Origin of the sequence: Streptomyces rubrogriseus (assembly GCF_027947575.1) — a bacterium.
Lineage (GTDB): Bacteria > Actinomycetota > Actinomycetes > Streptomycetales > Streptomycetaceae > Streptomyces > Streptomyces rubrogriseus.
The window spans coordinates 343,154-359,397 of the sequence record NZ_CP116256.1 but is presented as its reverse complement, the minus strand read 5'-3'; the positions used below and the strand labels follow the sequence as shown (position 1 = coordinate 359,397).

The window sequence follows — 16,244 nt, the reverse complement described above, 5'->3', positions numbered from 1 at the left end:
GATCAGACCTCCAGGAGGGTGTCGAAGGCGGGCGGCAGCCGGTCCCAGGCGGCCTGCCCCGCGGCGTACTCGGCGTCGGTCAGCAGGCAGGACTCCAGGAGCCGTTCCAGGCCGTCGCGATCGAGGCCCGGGGAGGTGAAGACCAGGTGCTGGCAGCGGTCGCCGTGCTCGGGGTGCCAGTCCAGCGCGGCGGCGGCACGGCGCACGGGCGGCACCAGTTCCCACGCCGCGTCGGGGAGCGAGGCGAGCCACGGCCCCGCGCTCTCCACGCACAGGGCACCGCCCGCGGCGTCCCAGTGCAGCAGCGTGTCCCCCTTGCCGGCCAGCCAGAACCGCCCCCGGCTGCGGGCCGCGGCGCAGGTCAGGTCCTCGAGCGCCGCGTACAGCCGCTCCGGGTGGAAGGGGCGGCGGCGGTGCCAGACCAGGGTGGCGACGCCGTGCGCGTCGGCCTCGGCGGGCAGCAGGGCGCAGGCCGGGTGCTGGGCCGCGGCCGCGGCCTCCACGTCGAACCCGGCGAGGGCGGCCCGCGCCAGCTCCGGGCTCGCGTGGGGTGCGCCCGCCGGGTTCCCGTGGCCGATCGGGACCCGGCGGGCCGTCGGGTGCAGCTGGGCCAGCAGCTCGCGGTCCTCGTCGTCGGCCTCCGGCGAGCCGGGGAGGGGCTCGGCGAGCGCGAGGACGGAGGCGTACTCCACCTGTCGCGCGAAGGTGTCGGCGACGGTGCGCCGGTCGGTGGCCGCGGCGGCCAGACCGCCCTCGGCCAGGTCGTCGCCGTTGCCGAGGTAGGGCAGCACCAGCGCGGGATCGACGGCGGTGACCACGCCGGCGACGGTGAAGCCGCCCGCCGTCACCACCTCCGCCATCGCCTTGGGCTCGACCGAGTCCCACAGCTCGACGACCGCGAGCGGGGTGCCCCCGGCCTCGGCGAGCCGGACCAGCTCGGGCACGAGGTCCTCGCGCAGCGCGCAGCACGCGCAGTCGTTGACCAGGGGCGCCTCACCGGCGGCGAGGATGCCGGTGGCGTCCCGGACGGTCCGTACGACCGTGCCCGCGGCGGCCGTCGCGAGGTCGTGGTGGAGGACGACGCTGCCGCGCACGTCGGCGAGCAGCCGGGCCACGGCCGCCCTGCGCGCGTCGGCGTGCAGCCCGCCGACGATCACCACCGGCGGTTCGGGGAAGCGGCCCGGCTCGCTCATGCGCCGTCCTGCTTCCCGTACCGGCGCTCGAAGCGCTCCACGCGTCCGGCGGTGTCCAGGACACGGGCGGTGCCGGTGTAGAAGGGGTGGCTGACGTGGGAGACCTCGACGTCGACGACCGGATAGGTGTGGCCGTCCTCCCACTCGACGGTGCGCTCACTGGTCATGGTCGAGCGGGTGAGGAAGGCGTAGTCGGCGGCCCGGTCCCGGAAGACGACGGGGCGGTACTCGGGGTGGATTCCCTTGCGCACGGCGTCTCAGCGCTCCTCTCGGAAGTCGACGTGGCGGCCGGCCGCCGGGTCGTACTTGCGCAGGACCAGCCGGTCGGGGTCGTTGCGGCGGTTCTTGCGGGTGACGTAGGTGTAGCCGGTCCCGGCCGTGGACCGGAGCTTGATGACCGGACGGAGTTCGTTGCGTGCCATGCTGCTATCTTACTGAAAATGAATTCCATTAACAGCTAGGACCCGTCCGGTCCGGAGGAGAGGTACGTCACCGTGTCCGCCCACTGCATGCTGACCGGGGCCCGGCCCGGCTTCGGCAACCGCATCTCCCACTCCCACCGGCGCACTTCGCGCCGCTTCGACCCCAACATCCAGACCAGGCGCTACTGGCTGCCGAGCGAGAACCGGCACGTGCGGCTGAGGCTGAGCACGAAGGGGATCAGGACGGTCGACTCGATCGGCGTCGAGGCGGCCGTGGCGCGCATCCGTGCCCGCGGGGTGAGGATCTGATGGCGAAGAAGAGCAAGATCGCGAAGAACGAGCAGCGCCGGGAGACCGTCGCGCGGTACGCGGCACGCCGGGCCGAGCTGAAGGAGATCCTCCGCCGGCCCTCGTCGACGGAGGCCGAACGGCTCGCCGCCCGGCGGGAACTGCGCGGGCAGCCGCGCGACGCGAGCCCCACGCGGGTGCGCAACCGCGATCAGATCGACGGACGCCCGCGCGGATACCTCCGGGTCTTCGGGCTCTCCCGGGTCAATCTGCGCGAGCAGGCGCACGCCGGGCATCTTCCCGGGGTACGCAAGTCCTCCTGGTAGCTTGCGGCTGTTCGGGGCCGAACGGCCGTCCGGCTACAGCTTGGAGCTTCCGGTGACGTGGGTGACTGCGGAGAACACGGCGAGCACGGAGAACACGGCGGGTGCGCGGGGTACAGGGGTCGCGGCGGGTACGGCGACCGCGCCGGGCACGGACGCACGGTCCGGCGGGGTCGCGCTCCGGCGGACGCGGCGGGCACGGCGGTCCGTGCGGGTCGCGGCGCTGGGCCTCGGGCTGGTGGGGGCGCTGGCCCTGACCGCGTGCACCGACGGCGGTGACTCCGACGGCGGCGGTTCGGGTGAGGGAGCGGGCGGCGACAAGTCCTCGGCGGCGCCCGGCGCGTCCGCGAGCACGGACCCGGGCGGCGACGCGGGCGGATCGCCGTCCGCCGGTGCCGCGGGCGAGCTGGAGGGCAGCTGGCTGGCGACCACCGACGGCCAGGCCGTCGCCCTGATGGTCACCGGCGACAAGGCGGCCCTGTTCGCGACCGGCGGGACCGTGTGCAGCGGTACGACGGAGGAGACCTCCGGCACCCGGACGATCCACCTCAAGTGTGCCGACGGCAGCACCGACCGCGCCACCGGCAAGGTCGGCACGGTCGACGCCACCTCGCTCACGGTGGCCTGGGAGGGCGAGCTGGGCGAGGAGACGTACACCAGGTCGGAGGGCGGCTCACTGCCGCCGGGACTGCCGACCACCGGCATCGGTTCCTGAGCGCGGCTCCGGCCGCCGGGTCCGCTCCAGCGGCCGGTGGCGACCGACCCGGGCGGCGTCGGCCGCGCGGGTGCCCTCGGTCCAGCCGGCCGCGTCCGCGGCGCCGCGCAGACGGGTCGTGGTGGTCTCCGGGAACATGCGCTCCATCCGGTCGGTGACCGCGGCCTCGCGGGAGGCGAGCACCGGCAGGAGGTCCGCGTCCGCCGACCCCGGCGCCCCCGTCGTGGCCGATTCCTTCGCCGCTTCCGTGGCCGCTCGCGTGGCTGCCTGCGCCGCGGCCCGCAGCCTGGTGCCCGCGCGGTGGGCGTAGGCGGCGAGGAACGACTGCCGGAAGGTCTTGGTGCGCTTGCGCCCGCCGGCCCGCTGACCGGCCTCCGCCTTCGTCATCGCGGCCTCGGCCTGCACCAGCAGGGAGGTGTAGAGGAGTTCGACCGCCTCCAGGTCGGCCTCGAAACCGACGACGGTGGAGAAGCCGAAGGGCTCGTTCCACACGGCCGCGCAGTGGTTGGCGTCGGCCACCGCGTCCAGCAGCACGGCCTTGGCCTGCTCGTAGGGCGGCTCCACCCCGATCCGGCAGGCCCCCGGCGTGTCGGGCGAGGGCGCGTGTCCTTGCGCCTGCGCGGCCAGCAGCGCCTCATCGACGCTGTGCCGTGCCATCAGCTCCTGCGCCTTCGCGCTCAGCGCCTCCGCCTCCTCCGGGTACCCGGTCGCCTCCGCCTTGGCCAGCAGCGCCCGGATGCGGGCCAGGGCACGGGACTCCGGCCGGTTCTCCCGGCCCCGGCGCGGCCCCTCCCCCGCCTCCAGCGGCTCCAGACCGGGCAGCCGCAGCAGCAGGCGGTACAGCTCCAGTACGGCGGTGGCGTGCGAGAAGCGGTCGGTGCGGGGCGGCGCCGTCCCGTCCCCGCCCGGCAGGTCGTCGAGCTGCGCGGCCCAGCGCGGACCGCGCGCACGGTCGTCGGGCGCCTGGGCGAGGATCAGTTCGGCCACCAGCCGTACGTGCACGTCGTCCAGTTCGCGGCGCACGATCCGTACGAGGTCGGCGGGCTGCCAGCCGCGCCGCCAGGCCGTGGCCACGAACTCCCGACCGCGCCGGGCCAGTTCCGCGTCCGCCGCCGGATCGGCCGCGAGCAGCGAGGCCGCGGTGTCGAGGGCGTCGTCGGCGGCGTCGTACAGGGCGGTCTCGAAGGCACGGTCGACGGTGCGGGGCGTACTCACCCGGCGATGGTGCCACGACTCCGGGGACACACATCGACTGTCAACCATCGGTTGACAGTCGGAGGGGTGCAACCTACGGTTGACACATGACGACGAACCCGAGCATCACGTCATCCGTACGCCTCGACGAACTCATCACCGCGATCAAGAAGGTGCATCCGGAGCCGTTGGAACAGCTCCAGGACGCCGTCATCGCCGGCGAGCACCTCGGCGAGGTGGCCGACCACCTCATCGGCCACTTCGTGGACCAGGCCCGGCGTTCGGGCGCGTCCTGGACCGACATCGGCAAGAGCATGGGGGTCACCCGGCAGGCGGCGCAGAAGCGCTTCGTGACCAAGGAATCGGCCGACCTGGACGCCGGTCAGGGCTTCAGCCGCTACACGCCCCGCGCGCGCAACGTCGTGATGACCGCCCACAACGCGGCCAAGACCGCCGGCAACGCCGAGGGCCTGCCCGAGCACCTCGTCCTCGGCCTGGTCACGGAGCGCGAGAGCCTCTCCGCCAAGGCGATCGCCGCGCAGGGCGTGACCCTGGACGCGATCCGCGAGGCGGCGACCGCGGCGCTCCCGCCGGCCGCCGCGGAGGTCCCGGAGCTGGTGCCCTACGGCCCCGCGGCCAAGAAGGTCCTCGAACTCACCTTCCGGGAGGCCCTGCGCCTCGGCCACAACTACATCGGCACGGAGCACATCCTGCTCGCCCTGCTGGAGCACGAGCACGGCGAGGGCGTGCTGAGCGGGCTCGGGCTCGACAAGGAGGCGACCGAGCGGTACGTCGTCGACGCGGTGGCGGAGTTCATCCACCTCACCGAGAAGGCCGAGAAGGCCGAGAACGCGGGGGCGAGCGGGGAAGGCGGGGCGGCCGGAGGGGCCTGAGCCACCGGACGCGGCCGTGCGCGGGGGCCGTGAGCGGCGGCCGTGCGCGGGGGCCGTGAGCGGCGGCCGTGCGCGGGCAGCCGTGAGCGGGTAGCCGTGAGCGGGCAGCCGTGAGCGGGCAGCCGTGAGCAACAGCCCCGGACGACGGCATGGCCGACGGCCGTTGTCAGTCCCGCCTGCGACACTCGCGACATGGCCGAGAGGTGGGCGCTCGCGGTGGCCGAGGGCGGTGGCGTGGAGGTCGCCCCCCTCGGCCCCGACGGGCTGCCCGCCGGGCCCGTGCGGCGGGAGCCCGGCCTCGCCGAGGCCGTCCGGGCCAGGCCGGACGTCGCGCGCTGGGTGTGGCGGTCCACCGCCGAGACCGCGCCCCGCCTGCTCGCCGCGGGGGTGCGGGTGGAGCGGTGCTACGACGTGGAGGCCGCCGAGACCCTCCTGCTCGGCCACGAGGGGCGGTACGGGGAGCCGCGGTCGGCCGCGGCCGCCCTGGCCCGGCTGCGCGGCGGCCCCGTACCGCCCGACCCGCCGCAGCGCTCCGCCGAGCCGGGCGCGCAGTCCTCGCTGTTCGAGCCCCAGGCCGTCCACCTCCCCCTGTCCGACCTGCTCGCCGTCTACGCCGAGCAGCAGCGCCGGCACGACCGCTCGGCCCGCCCCGACCGGTTGCGGCTGCTGACGGCGGCCGAGTCGGCGGGGATGCTGGTGGCCGCCGAGATGAACCGCGCGGGGCTGCCCTGGCGGGCCGACGTGCACCGCGAGGTCCTGCACGGCCTGCTGGGCGAGCGGTATGCGGGCGGGGGTGAGCCGCGCCGTCTGGCCGAGCTGGCGGAGGAGGTGTCGGCGGCGTTCGGGCGGCGGGTGCGGCCCGACCTGCCCGCGGACGTGGTCAAGGCGTTCGGGCAGGCGGGCGTGAAGGTCGGCTCCACCCGCCGGTGGGAGCTGGAGTCGCTGGACCACCCGGCCGTGAAACCGCTGATCGAGTACAAGAAGCTGTACCGGATCTGGGTCGCCCACGGCTGGTCCTGGCTCCAGGACTGGGTGCGCGACGGCCGGTTCCGCCCCGAGTTCCTGGCCGGCGGCACCGTGACCGGACGCTGGGTGACCAACGGCGGGGGCGGGCTGCAGATCCCCAAGGTGATCCGGCGGGCCGTCGTCGCCGACCCGGGCTGGCGGCTGGTCGTCGCCGACGCCGACCAGATGGAGCCGCGCGTGCTCGCGGCGATCTCCCGCGATCCCGGCCTCATGGAGGTGGCCGGCCGGGAGACCGACCTCTACCAGTCCGTCTCCGACCGCGCCTTCTCCGGCGACCGCGCCCAGGCCAAGCTCGCCGTGCTCGGCGCGGTCTACGGCCAGACGTCCGGCGACGGCCTGAAGAACCTCGCCGCGCTCAGACGCCGCTTCCCCAGGGCCGTGGCGTACGTCGACGACGCGGCGCGCGCGGGCGAGGAGGGCCGGCTCGTGCGCACCTGGCTGGGGCGCACCTGCCCGCCCGCGGCCGGCGCGGCCGACGGCGCCGAGGAGGCGGGCCTGCCGCAGGACGATCCCGCCGACGCCGGGGACCGCGCCCAGGAGTGGGTGCCGGGGTACGCCTCCACCAACGCCCGCGCCCGGGGCCGCTTCGCCCGCAACTTCGTCGTCCAGGGCAGCGCCGCCGACTGGGCCCTGCTCCTGCTCGCGGCCCTGCGGCAGACCTGCGCGGACATGGCGGCCGAGCTGGTCTTCTTCCAGCACGACGAGGTGATCGTGCACTGTCCCGAGGAGGAGGCCGCCACCGTCGTCGCGGCGATCCGGGACGCGGCGGAGCTGGCGGGACGGCTGACGTTCGGGACGACGCCGGTGCGGTTCCCGTTCACGACGGCGGTGGTGGAGTGCTACGCGGACGCGAAGTGAGCGCGGGTGGGGCGCCGTCGGGGGCGAGATCCCCGGACGCGGCGGCGGTGCCCCGCCCCGCCCGGAACGGCTCCGGACGAGACTACCGACATGGATCTGCTGTCTCTTCGCTACTTCCAGTCCGTCGCACGTCACCAGCACATCAGCCGGGCCGCGGAGGAACTGCGGGTGGCCCAGCCGTCGGTGAGCCGGAGCATCATCCGGCTGGAGTCAGAACTGGGCACTCCGCTCTTCGACCGCAGGGGCCGCCGCATACGTCTCAACGAGCACGGTGCCGCCTTCCTGGTCCGGGTCGAGCGGGCGCTGGCGGAGCTCGAGGACGCCCGGCGGGAGGTGGCCGACGCCGGTCGCGGCGGCCCCGGCCGGGTCGCGGTCGCCGCCGAGACCCTGCTCCAGCTGGCCGGGGTGCTGTCCGCGTTCCGCGAGCTCCGGCCAGGAGTGCGGGTACGTCTCTTCCAGGCCCCGGTGGATTCGATGCGGCGGCATCTGCGTGCGGGCGAGGTGGACTTCGCCCTCGCCTCCCAGCCGCTGACCGGCCCCGAGGTGTGCTCTGCCGAACTGGCCCGCGAGGAGGTACTGCTGGCCGTACCGCTCGGGCATCCCCTGGCCGGCCGGGAACGGGTCACGGTGGCCGAGCTGGCCGACGAGGACTTCGTCAGCACCCGCCCCGGTCACTGGCAACGGGTCCTGCTGGAGCGGCTCTTCGCCCGTGAGGGGCTGGCACCACGCGTGGTCTGCGAAGGCGACGAGGCGGCGGCCACTCCCGAACTCGTCGGTGCCGGTGTGGGCATCGGCCTGATGCCGGCCGTCGCCCGCCGCGTCCTCGGCGAGGACGGCCCGGTCGGCTGGCTGCGGCTGGACGCCCCGGACTGCCACCGGACGCTGACCCTGGTGTGGCGCCGGGACGCCTATCTCTCCCCCGCGGCCCTGGACTTCCGCCGGCTGGCCGGGGAACGGCTCATGCCCGACGCGTCATGAGTACATGGCGAAGCCGGTCGTGGACGGCATGAGAAACCCGCCCATAGCGTCGAAGGCAGTCACGGACGCGACCAGGGAAGGCGGACGATGAGCCGACGACACGGCACCACGAAGACGCGTTTCAGCACCTACACGGAGGCGGTCCTCGACGTCCTGTCCGCCACACCGTCCCGGCCGGTCCTGACGACCGCCGAGGGATCGGTGATCAGCGCGGGGGCGTTACGGGACCAGGTCTGCCGGCTCGGCGGGGAACTGGAGCGGCGCGGCGTGGGCAGGGGCGACACGGTCGGCCTGCTCACCGGCAACAGCGCCGACGGCCTGGCCGCCCGCTACGCCGCCAACCTCACCGGCGCCCGGGTGGTCGTGCTCTACGAGGGCATGAGCGCCTCGGTCATGGCCCGCATCCTGGCGAGCGTGGACGGCGCCCTCCTGCTGGTGGACGACCTGCGGCACGACGTGGCCCGGGAGCTGCTGCCGCTGCCCGGTGTTCCTCCGGTGCTGTCCCTGGGCCCGAGCGGCTTCGCCGAGGACGTACTGGCCGCGGCCGCCCGGCAACCGGCGCGCGCGACGCGTCCGACGCACGCTCCGGTGGGACCGGACGACGACTGGCGCATCGGCTACACCGGCGGGACCACGGGGATTCCCAAGGGCATCCGGATGAGCCACGGCTCCTACCGAAGCAGCCTCGAACGCAGGCTCACCGGCGCCGGCGACCCGCCCCGCTTCCTGGCCTGCACCTCACTCGCCCATCTCGCCGGGATCTTCGCCGACACGGCCCTCCTGGAGGGCGGATCGGTCGTCCTGCGGCACGGCTTCGAGCCCGGGGACGTGCTGGCCACGGTCGAGCGGGAGCGCATCACGCACACCTGGTTGCTGCCGCCCCTGCTGTACCGGCTGCTGGACCACCCGGACCTGTCCACCACCGACCTCTCCAGCCTGAGCCGCGTCACCTACGGCGGCACCGCCGCCGCACCGACCAGGCTGCGGCAGGCGGCCGGACTCCTGGGCCCCGTGCTGTACGGCCTGTACGGTCAGGCCGAGGCTCAGCTCATCACGGAGACGGGCCCCGACGAGCAGGAGCTGACCGGCCGCGAGGGCCACCCGACGGTCGGCCGGGCCGTGCCCGGCGTCGAGATCCTCGTACAGGACACCGACGGCACGCCCATGCCGCCCGGGACGCCGGGCGAGGTACTGGTGCGCTCGCCCTACGCGATGCACGGCTACTGGAAGCAGCCCGAACTCACCCGTGAGGTACTGCGCGACGGCTGGGTGCACACCGGGGACGTCGGCTACCTCGACGAGAACGGCTACCTCTACATCGTGGACCGGATCAAGGAGATGATCGTGGTCGTCGGCGGCCACGTCTATCCGGCGGAGCTGGAGGCCCTGCTCCTGGACCACCCCTCCGTCGCCCAGTGCACGGTCTTCGGCAGCCGGGACGAGGAATCGGTGGAGCACGTCCACGCCGCCGTGGTGCCCGCGCGCGGACACACGCCGTCACTCGAGGAGATCCGCGCCTTCGTCACCGCCCGCAAGGGACGCCTCTACGCCCCCGAGACCGTGCACCTGGTCCCCGCCATCCCCCTGACCGCGGTCGGCAAACCGGACAAGCGGCGACTGCGGTCCCTGCTGCCGGGCTGACCCCGACCTCCACGGACACAAAAGAAGGCCAGGCCGGACAACATCCGACCTGACCTTCACCCGAGCCGCCTTCGGGATTCGAACCCGAGACCTACGCATTACGAGTGCGTTGCTCTGGCCATCTGAGCTAAGGCGGCGCGCCGTGCACCCATGGTGCGATCAGCAACGTCGGCAAGTCTACACAGTTTCCCGGGGTGCTCCGAACCCGCCCCGGAGGCGTGGGCCCCGGGGCGGGCAGGCGGGGGTCACGAGCAGCGCTTGCCGTCCTTCGGGGCGGTGCCGGTCAGCAGGTACGTGTTGATCGCGGAGTCGATGCAGGAGCTGCCGCGGCCGTAAGCGGTGTGGCCGTCGCCCTCGTAGGTGAGGAGGTGGCCGGAGGCGAGCTGGTCGGAGAGGGCCTCGGCCCAGCGGTAGGGGGTGGCCGGGTCGCGGGTGGTGCCGACCACGACGATCGGGGTGGCACCGGCCGCCTCGATGCGGTGCGGCTCACCCGTGGGCTTCACCGGCCAGTACGCGCAGTTCAGGGAGGACCAGGCGAGGCCCTCGCCGAAGACCGGGGACGCCTTCTCGAACTCGGGCAGGGCGTCGCGCACCTCGTCCGGGGAGGAGAAGGCGGCGGGGAGGTCGAGGCAGTTCACGGCGGCGTTGGCGAACATCAGGTTGCTGTAGCCGCCGTCGGCCTCGCGCTCGTAGTAGCTGTCGGAGAGGACCAGCAGGCCGGCGCCGTCCTTCTCCTTGATCGCCGACGTCAGGGACTCGCGCAGTTGCTGCCAGGCGCCCTCGTCGTACATCGCGGCGATCACGCCGGTGGTGGCGAGGGACTCGGTGAGCTTGCGGCCGTCGGCGTCCCCGGCGGGCAGCGGCTTCGCGTCCAGGTCGTCGAAGAAGGACTTGAGGTTCTTGCCGACCTGGTCGGGGCTGGTGCCCTTGTCGCCGAGGGGGCAGTCCGGCTGCCGTACGCAGTCCTTCGCGAAGGACTGGAACGCCGTCTCGAAGCCCTCCGTCTGCTCCAGGTTCAGGCGGCGGGCGGGCAGGGAGGGGTCCATCGCACCGTCCAGGACCAGGCGGCCCGTCCGGTCGGGGAAGAGACCGGCGTAGGTCGCGCCCAGGAAGGTGCCGTACGACGCTCCCACGTAGGTCAGCTTCTCGTCGCCCAGCACCGCGCGCAGTACGTCCATGTCGCGGGCCGCCTCGACCGTGGAGACGTGGCGCAGCAGCTTCGGCGCGTCCGCCCCGCAGCCCTCGGCGAACTCCTTGTAGGCGTCGACCAGCTCGTCCGTCTCGCCCGCGTCGTCCGGGGTGACGTCGGTGCGCGTGTACGCGTCCATCTCGCGGCCGTCCAGGCACTCGACGGGCTCGCTGCGGGCCACGCCCCGGGGGTCGACCGCGACCATGTCGTACTGGGCGCGGACCTTCGCCGGGTAGCCGATGCCCGCGTACTGCTGGAGGTAGCCGATCGCCGAGCCGCCCGGCCCGCCCGGGTTGACCAGCAGCGAGCCGAGGCGCTTGCCCGGCCCCGTGGCCTTCTTGCGGGCCACCGCGAGCCGGACGTCGCCGTCGGCGGGTTTGGCGTAGTCGAGCGGGGCCTTCATGGTGGCGCACTGGAAGCCCGGGACGCCGCAGTCGCGCCAGCCGAGCTTCTGCTCGTAGTACGGCGAAAGCTCGGCGGGCGTGGCTTTCGGCAGCGGGGTCAGGGTCGCCGTGGCCGCCTCCGTCGCGCCGACCGCCTCCGCCGCGGGCGAGCCGGCGGACGTCGAGGCGCCCCCGGCCGAGCAGGCGGTGGCGAGCAGCGCGGCGGTGAGCAGCGTGGCCCGGAGACGGGTGCCGCCGGTGCGGGTCCTGCGGTGAGTGCGCCTTGTGTCCATTCAGCGAGCGTAACTCTCCGCGACGGAGCCGTTGCGGTGCGTGGTGCGCGTGCCCCGTACGTGTTACGGCGTCAACCGGTCGTGGCTCCGGCGCGGGCCGGGGGCTCGCGGGCTCAGCCCGATCTGAGGGCCATCGTCATCGCCTCCACCGCCAGCAGCGGGGGCACATTGCGGTCCAGGGCCTCTCCGCACGCGGCGACCGCCTCGATCCGGCGCAGCGTGGACTCGGGGGTGCTGCCGCGGGCGAGCCGCTCCAGGGCGTCCTCCGCGTCGGCGTTGGCGATGGCCACGCGGGAGCCGAGCTGGAGGGCGAGGACGTCGCGGTAGAAGCCGGTCAGCTCGCTGAGGGCGAGGTCGAGGCTGTTGCGCTGGGTGCGCGCCTTGCGGCGTTTCTGGTCGGCCTCCAGGTCCTTGATCACGCCGGCCGTGCCGCGCGGGAGCCGGCCGCCCTGGGCGGCACCGAGTGCCGCCTTCAGCTCCTCGGTCTCCTTGGCGTCCATCTCCTCGGCGAGCTGCTTGGCGTCCTCCGCCGCGGCGTCGACCAGCTCCTGGGCCGCCTTGAGGGCACCGCCGACGTCCTCCACCCGCAGCGGCAGCTTCAGCACGGCGGCCCGGCGGTCCCGGGCGGCCTTGTCGGTGGCCAGGCGGCGGGCGCGGTCGATGTGGCCCTGGGTGGCGCGGGCCGCCGCGGCGGCGACGTCCGGTTCGATGCCCTCGCGCCGTACGAGCATGTCGGCGACGGCCTCGACGGACGGCGTGCGCAGGTTCAGGTGGCGGCAGCGGGAGCGGATCGTGGGCAGGACGTCCTCGACGGAGGGGGCGCACAGCAGCCACACGGTCCGCGGCGCCGGTTCCTCCACGGCCTTCAGGACGGCGTTGGCCGACTTCTCGTTCAGCCGCTCGGCCTCCTCGACGAGGATGATCTGCCAGCGGCCGTTCGCGGGTGAGGTGAACGACTTGCGGACGGTGTCCCGCATGTCCTGGGCGCGGATCTCGGCGCCCATGGCGACCACGGTGCTGACGTCCGCGTGGGTGCCGACCAGTGCGGTGTGGCAGCCGTCGCAGAAGCCGCAGCCGGGGACGCCGCCGAGAGCGCGGTCGGGGCTCACGCACTGCAGCGCGGCGGCGAACGCCCGGGCCGTCTGTGCCACGCCGGAGCCGGGCGGGCCGGTGAACAGCCAGGCGTGCGTCATGCTCGTCGACTGCGGCAGCGGGCCCTCGGCCGCGGCGGCGGTGACGAAGGCGTCGGCGTCCCGGGCGGCGGCGGCGAGCGGCTCGCACACCTTCTCCTGCCCGACGAGGTCGTCCCACACGGTCATGGGTCACGCCGTCCTTTCCTCACACCGAGCCCGCACACAGAGCCGTCGCACCGAGCCGTCACATCGAGCCGTGACACCCAGCCGTGACACCGAGCCGCCGCGCTGATCCGCGGCGCGCCCTCCATTGTGCGGGGCGGCACCGACAACGCGGCGGTCCCGGTGCTCAGCGTCGTCCCCGGCCCCTGCCCCGGCCGCCGCGGCCCTCGTCGTCCCGGCCGCCCTCGTCCTCGTCGTGCGGCCCGAGCAACTCGTCCGCCAGCGTCGGCAGGTCGTCCAGCGGGGTCTCCTCGGCCCAGTCGGAGCGGCGCCTGCGGGACGGCGGTGCCTGGTCGGGGTCGATCTGGGGCAGCTCACGCGTGCGGTCCTGGGCCTCCTCGGCCGGGCTCTCCTCCCGGAAGTAGCCCGGCGGGACCCGGTCGGCGGGGTCGTCCCCGCGCACGGGCGGCAGGACGGCCGTCTCGTCGGCGTCTCCCGGCGGCGTCACGGACGGCAGGACCGCCGTCTCGTCGGCGTCCCGCGGCTCCACCGCCGGAAGCACCGCCGTCTCGTCCGCCGCGCCGGACGGCACCGGCGGCTTGGGCAGTTCGGTCGTCACCTCGGACTCGGACTCGCCGGACGCCCGGCCGCCGTCCTTCACATCGTCGGCCTGGTCGTCGTCGGGCGTGTCCCGGACCGGACGCAGTACGGCCGTGTCCTCCACCGGCCCGCCGGAGGCGTTGGTCGGGGTCACGATCGGGGTCGGCACGGTCGCCGCGTCGGTGGGGGCCGAGGCGGCCGGCTTCGGACGGGGGGCGTCCGCCGCCGCGGGGGCCGCCGACTTGGGACCGGCCGCGGCCGCGGCCGCGGCCTGCTCCGCCGCCCGGCGCGCCTCCTCGGCGCGCAGCAGGGCCTCCTCGGCCTTGCGCTGCTTCTCCAGGCGCCGGGCCTCGGCCTCGGCGCGCAGCCGCTCCTCCTCCTCGGCCTGCTTGCGGCGCCGCTCCTCCTCGGCCCGCAGCCGCGCCTCCTCCTCGGCGCGCGCCTTCTCCTCGGCCAGGAGCCGGGCCCGCTCCTCCTCGGCCTTGCGGCGCGCCTCCTCGGCCCGCTGCCTGGCCTCCTCGGCCTGCCGCTCGGCCTCGCGCCGCTGCGCCTCCTCCAGCTCGCGGCGCTTGCGCTCCTCCTCCTCGGCGCGCACCCGCGCCTCCTCCTCGAGGCGCTCGCGCTCCAGCCGCTCCTCCTCGGCCTTGCGGGCGGCCTCTTCCTCGGCCTTGCGTCGGGCCTCCTCCTCGGCCTTGCGACGCGCCTCCTCCCGGGCCTTGATCTCGGCCTCGGACAGCGGCAGCACCTGGTCGAGCCGGTGGCGTACGACGGTGGTGACGGCCTCCGGCTCCTGACCGGCGTCCACGACGAGGTAGCGGCCGGGGTCGGCGGCGGCCAGGGTGAGGAATCCGGAGCGCACGCGCGCGTGGAACTCGGCGGGCTCCGACTCCAGCCGGTCCGGCGCCTCGGTGAACCGCTCGCGGGCGGCCTCCGGCGCCACGTCCAGCAGGACGGTCAGGTGCGGTACGAGCCCGTTGGTGGCCCAGCGGTTGATGCGGGCGATCTCGGTCGGCGACAGGTCGCGCCCGGCGCCCTGGTAGGCGACCGAGGAGTCGATGTACCGGTCGGAGATGACCACGGCACCGCGCTCCAGGGCGGGCCGCACCACAGTGTCGACGTGCTCCGCGCGGTCGGCGGCGTACAGCAGGGCCTCCGCGCGGTGCGACAGTCCGGCGCTGGAGACGTCCAGCAAGATGGAGCGCAGGCGCTTGCCGACCGGGGTCGCGCCGGGCTCGCGGGTGAGCACGACCTCGTGCCCCTTGCCGCGGATCCACTCGGCGAGGGCCTCGGCCTGGGTGGACTTGCCGGCGCCGTCGCCGCCCTCCAGGGCGATGAAGAAGCCGGTCGCGGCCGACGTCGGCACCGGGTCGTCGCCGCCGAGCAGCGCGTCCCGCAGGTCGTGGCGCAGCGGCACGCCGGAGCGGTCGTCGACCTTGGCCAGTACCAGCGCGGCCAGCGGCAGCAGCAGCGCGCCGAGCAGCATCAGGACGAACGCGGCGCCGCCGTGGGCGAAGACGAACCTGCCGTTCTCCAGCCGGTGCGGTCCGATCGCCGCGGCCAGCACGGGCCCGACGACCGCGCCGAGCGCCACGTAGACCCGGACGACGGCGTGCAGGTGCTCGGTGGTCCGGGCCCGGCGGTGGTCCTCGGTCTCCTGGTCGAGCAGCGCGTGCCCGGTGTTCGCGGTGACGCCCGCGCCGACGCCCGACAGCGCGAGGAGCAGCAGCACGGTGGTGTCGTCCGGGACGAGACCGGCGGCCAGCAGGGTGACGCCGGCGAAGGCGATCGCCAGGGCGAGCAGCCGCCGGCGGGACAGGGAGGGCAGCAGCGCGGGCGCGGTGCGGATGCCGACGACGACGCCGCCGGTCAGCGCGCCCACGGCCAGGCCGTAGAGCACCGGGCCGCCGCCCAGGTCCTTGGCGTGCAGCACCGCGACGGCGACCGTGGCGGCCACCACCGCGGCGACCGCGGCGCAGGCGAACACCAGCAGCGGGAGCACTCCGGTGCGGCCCTTGTCGACGACGCCGCCGCTCCGGGGGCGGCGCATGCCCTCCAGCGGCGACCGCGCGCGCGGGGTGCGCAGCGCGGGCAGCTCCAGGAAGCTCACCACGGACAGGGACGCGGCGAACAGGCCGGCCGCCACGTACGAGCCGAGCGCCGCCTGGTGCTCGGCGAACCAGTCGACGCCGGCGCCCAGCAGGTTGTTCAGGAGTCCCGCGACGACCAGCACGGCGGCCGCGAGGGGGATGGCGACGAAGCTCGTGCGCAGCGACAGGCGGCGCAGCGCGTCCATGTGGTCCGGCAGCGGCCGTACCGTCGCGCCCTCCAGGGGCGGGGCGGGCAGCAGCGCGGGCGCCGCGCTCTCCCGGCACACCGTCCAGAAGCGCTCGGCGACGCCGGTGACGAAGGCGGTCACCAGGAGGTAGGCGAGCGCGTCGTCGGGCGTCCAGTCGATCCACAGGGGCGCGACGATCAGCAGGGCGGCCCGCAGCCCGTCGGCGCCCACCATGGTCCAGCGCCGGTCGAGCGGGCCGTCCTGCGAGGTGAGGGAGGTCAGGGGCCCGAGCAGGACCGCGCCGAAGAGCAGCGTCGCCAGGATCCGGACGCCGAAAACGGTCGCCACTGCGAACGCCACGCCGCGGTAGCCCCCGCCGAAGGAGCCCGCGCCGATCGCGGCCTGGACCGTGAGGAGGACCAGCACCAGCAGGGCGAGGATGTCGCCCACACCCCCCACGAGCTGTGCGCTCCACAAACGCCTCAGCTGCGGACGGCGCAGCAGGGCGCGGACGGCGCGCTCGCGGGAGTCCGCGACCAGGGCGTCGTCCGGGGCGGGGTGAGGGGCCGTTGGCTGCTCGGCTCGCGTCATGCGTTCAGCCTATCGGTCGCCGCCGACAGTCCGGTGTGCGCGGCCGAACGTACGCGCGCCCCGACACCGAAATGATGCCGGGGCGTT

At 74.8% G+C, this 16,244-nt stretch carries 14 protein-coding genes and 1 tRNA gene; 7 read left to right on the top strand and 8 right to left on the bottom strand.

Annotation, left to right across the window (positions count from 1 at the left end):
• Nucleotides 1-2: 2 nt before the first annotated feature.
• From Sru02f_RS01685 to rpmG, 3 genes are read right to left on the bottom strand one after another with little or no spacing between them, the layout of a single operon-like run.
• Nucleotides 3-1,193: a CobW family GTP-binding protein gene (locus Sru02f_RS01685; protein WP_109029425.1), complete on the bottom strand. Its 1,191-nt coding sequence runs from the start codon at nucleotides 1,191-1,193 to the stop codon at nucleotides 3-5.
• Nucleotides 1,190-1,444, bottom strand: coding sequence for a type B 50S ribosomal protein L31 (locus tag Sru02f_RS01680; protein WP_109029424.1), 255 nt, complete (start codon nucleotides 1,442-1,444; stop codon nucleotides 1,190-1,192). Before Sru02f_RS01680 ends, Sru02f_RS01685 begins: the two co-directional genes overlap by 4 nt.
• Before the next feature lie 6 nt (nucleotides 1,445-1,450).
• Entirely contained in the window at nucleotides 1,451-1,615 is a 165-nt protein-coding gene (gene rpmG / locus Sru02f_RS01675; RefSeq protein ID WP_003975405.1) for a 50S ribosomal protein L33, read from the bottom strand.
• 72 nt (nucleotides 1,616-1,687) lie between these two features.
• Here rpmG and rpmB point away from each other — a divergent pair, with 72 nt between their 5' ends.
• From rpmB to Sru02f_RS01660, 3 genes are read left to right on the top strand one after another with little or no spacing between them, the layout of a single operon-like run.
• Nucleotides 1,688-1,924, top strand: coding sequence for a 50S ribosomal protein L28 (gene rpmB / locus Sru02f_RS01670; protein WP_003975404.1), 237 nt, complete (start codon nucleotides 1,688-1,690; stop codon nucleotides 1,922-1,924).
• Nucleotides 1,924-2,229 (top strand): 30S ribosomal protein S14, encoded by a 306-nt coding sequence (rpsN, locus tag Sru02f_RS01665; protein WP_109029423.1) that lies wholly within the window; start codon nucleotides 1,924-1,926, stop codon nucleotides 2,227-2,229. Before rpmB ends, rpsN begins: the two co-directional genes overlap by 1 nt.
• 52 nt (nucleotides 2,230-2,281) lie before the next feature.
• A complete protein-coding gene (locus Sru02f_RS01660) occupies nucleotides 2,282-2,941 on the top strand; it encodes a hypothetical protein (RefSeq protein ID WP_331478581.1) in 660 nt (219 codons plus the stop codon).
• Here Sru02f_RS01660 and Sru02f_RS01655 read toward each other — a convergent pair.
• Entirely contained in the window at nucleotides 2,900-4,156 is a 1,257-nt protein-coding gene (locus tag Sru02f_RS01655) for a DUF2786 domain-containing protein (RefSeq protein WP_109029421.1), read from the bottom strand. The genes Sru02f_RS01660 and Sru02f_RS01655 overlap by 42 nt on opposite strands.
• Before the next feature lie 86 nt (nucleotides 4,157-4,242).
• On the opposite strand from Sru02f_RS01655, the gene Sru02f_RS01650 reads away from it, so the two are divergent.
• From Sru02f_RS01650 to Sru02f_RS01635, 4 genes are all read left to right on the top strand, one after another.
• Nucleotides 4,243-5,028 carry a Clp protease N-terminal domain-containing protein gene (locus tag Sru02f_RS01650; protein ID WP_109029420.1) on the top strand — a complete coding sequence of 262 codons (786 nt, stop codon included), beginning with the start codon at nucleotides 4,243-4,245 and terminating at the stop codon, nucleotides 5,026-5,028.
• Between the two features lie 192 nt (nucleotides 5,029-5,220).
• Nucleotides 5,221-6,912, top strand: coding sequence for a bifunctional 3'-5' exonuclease/DNA polymerase (locus Sru02f_RS01645; RefSeq protein WP_109029419.1), 1,692 nt, complete (start codon nucleotides 5,221-5,223; stop codon nucleotides 6,910-6,912).
• Between the two features lie 90 nt (nucleotides 6,913-7,002).
• Nucleotides 7,003-7,890, top strand: a complete 888-nt coding sequence (locus tag Sru02f_RS01640) for a LysR family transcriptional regulator (RefSeq protein WP_109029418.1) — start codon at nucleotides 7,003-7,005, stop codon at nucleotides 7,888-7,890.
• Nucleotides 7,891-7,977: 87 nt separating this feature from the next.
• The gene (locus Sru02f_RS01635; RefSeq protein WP_109029417.1) at nucleotides 7,978-9,531 is read left to right on the top strand and encodes an AMP-binding protein; all 1,554 of its coding nucleotides are present in this window, start codon (nucleotides 7,978-7,980) and stop codon (nucleotides 9,529-9,531) included.
• A 63-nt stretch (nucleotides 9,532-9,594) separates the two neighbouring features.
• Here Sru02f_RS01635 and Sru02f_RS01630 read toward each other — a convergent pair.
• From Sru02f_RS01630 to tmk, 4 genes are all read right to left on the bottom strand, one after another.
• Nucleotides 9,595-9,668: transfer RNA gene (locus Sru02f_RS01630), tRNA-Thr, on the bottom strand.
• 108 nt (nucleotides 9,669-9,776) lie between these two features.
• A complete protein-coding gene (locus Sru02f_RS01625; RefSeq protein WP_109029416.1) occupies nucleotides 9,777-11,396 on the bottom strand; it encodes an alpha/beta hydrolase in 1,620 nt (539 codons plus the stop codon).
• A 113-nt stretch (nucleotides 11,397-11,509) separates the two neighbouring features.
• On the bottom strand, nucleotides 11,510-12,715 hold the full coding sequence (locus Sru02f_RS01620) for a DNA polymerase III subunit delta' (protein WP_109029415.1): 1,206 nt from the start codon (nucleotides 12,713-12,715) through the stop codon (nucleotides 11,510-11,512).
• 163 nt (nucleotides 12,716-12,878) lie between these two features.
• Nucleotides 12,879-16,157: a dTMP kinase gene (gene tmk / locus Sru02f_RS01615; protein WP_109029414.1), complete on the bottom strand. Its 3,279-nt coding sequence runs from the start codon at nucleotides 16,155-16,157 to the stop codon at nucleotides 12,879-12,881.
• Nucleotides 16,158-16,244 lie beyond the last annotated feature (87 nt).

What these genes read in the sequence shown, in the direction of transcription:
- Sru02f_RS01685 (WP_109029425.1), bottom strand. Translation starts at nt 1,193, where the DNA reads ATGAGCGAGCCGGGCCGCTTCCCCGAACCGCCGGTGGTGATCGTCGGC.
- Sru02f_RS01620 (WP_109029415.1), bottom strand. Translation starts at nt 12,715, where the DNA reads ATGACCGTGTGGGACGACCTCGTCGGGCAGGAGAAGGTGTGCGAGCCG.
- Sru02f_RS01645 (WP_109029419.1), top strand. Translation starts at nt 5,221, where the DNA reads ATGGCCGAGAGGTGGGCGCTCGCGGTGGCCGAGGGCGGTGGCGTGGAG.
- rpsN (WP_109029423.1), top strand. Translation starts at nt 1,924, where the DNA reads ATGGCGAAGAAGAGCAAGATCGCGAAGAACGAGCAGCGCCGGGAGACC.
- Sru02f_RS01625 (WP_109029416.1), bottom strand. Translation starts at nt 11,396, where the DNA reads ATGGACACAAGGCGCACTCACCGCAGGACCCGCACCGGCGGCACCCGT.
- tmk (WP_109029414.1), bottom strand. Translation starts at nt 16,157, where the DNA reads ATGACGCGAGCCGAGCAGCCAACGGCCCCTCACCCCGCCCCGGACGAC.
- Sru02f_RS01650 (WP_109029420.1), top strand. Translation starts at nt 4,243, where the DNA reads ATGACGACGAACCCGAGCATCACGTCATCCGTACGCCTCGACGAACTC.
- Sru02f_RS01640 (WP_109029418.1), top strand. Translation starts at nt 7,003, where the DNA reads ATGGATCTGCTGTCTCTTCGCTACTTCCAGTCCGTCGCACGTCACCAG.
- Sru02f_RS01635 (WP_109029417.1), top strand. Translation starts at nt 7,978, where the DNA reads ATGAGCCGACGACACGGCACCACGAAGACGCGTTTCAGCACCTACACG.
- rpmG (WP_003975405.1), bottom strand. Translation starts at nt 1,615, where the DNA reads ATGGCACGCAACGAACTCCGTCCGGTCATCAAGCTCCGGTCCACGGCC.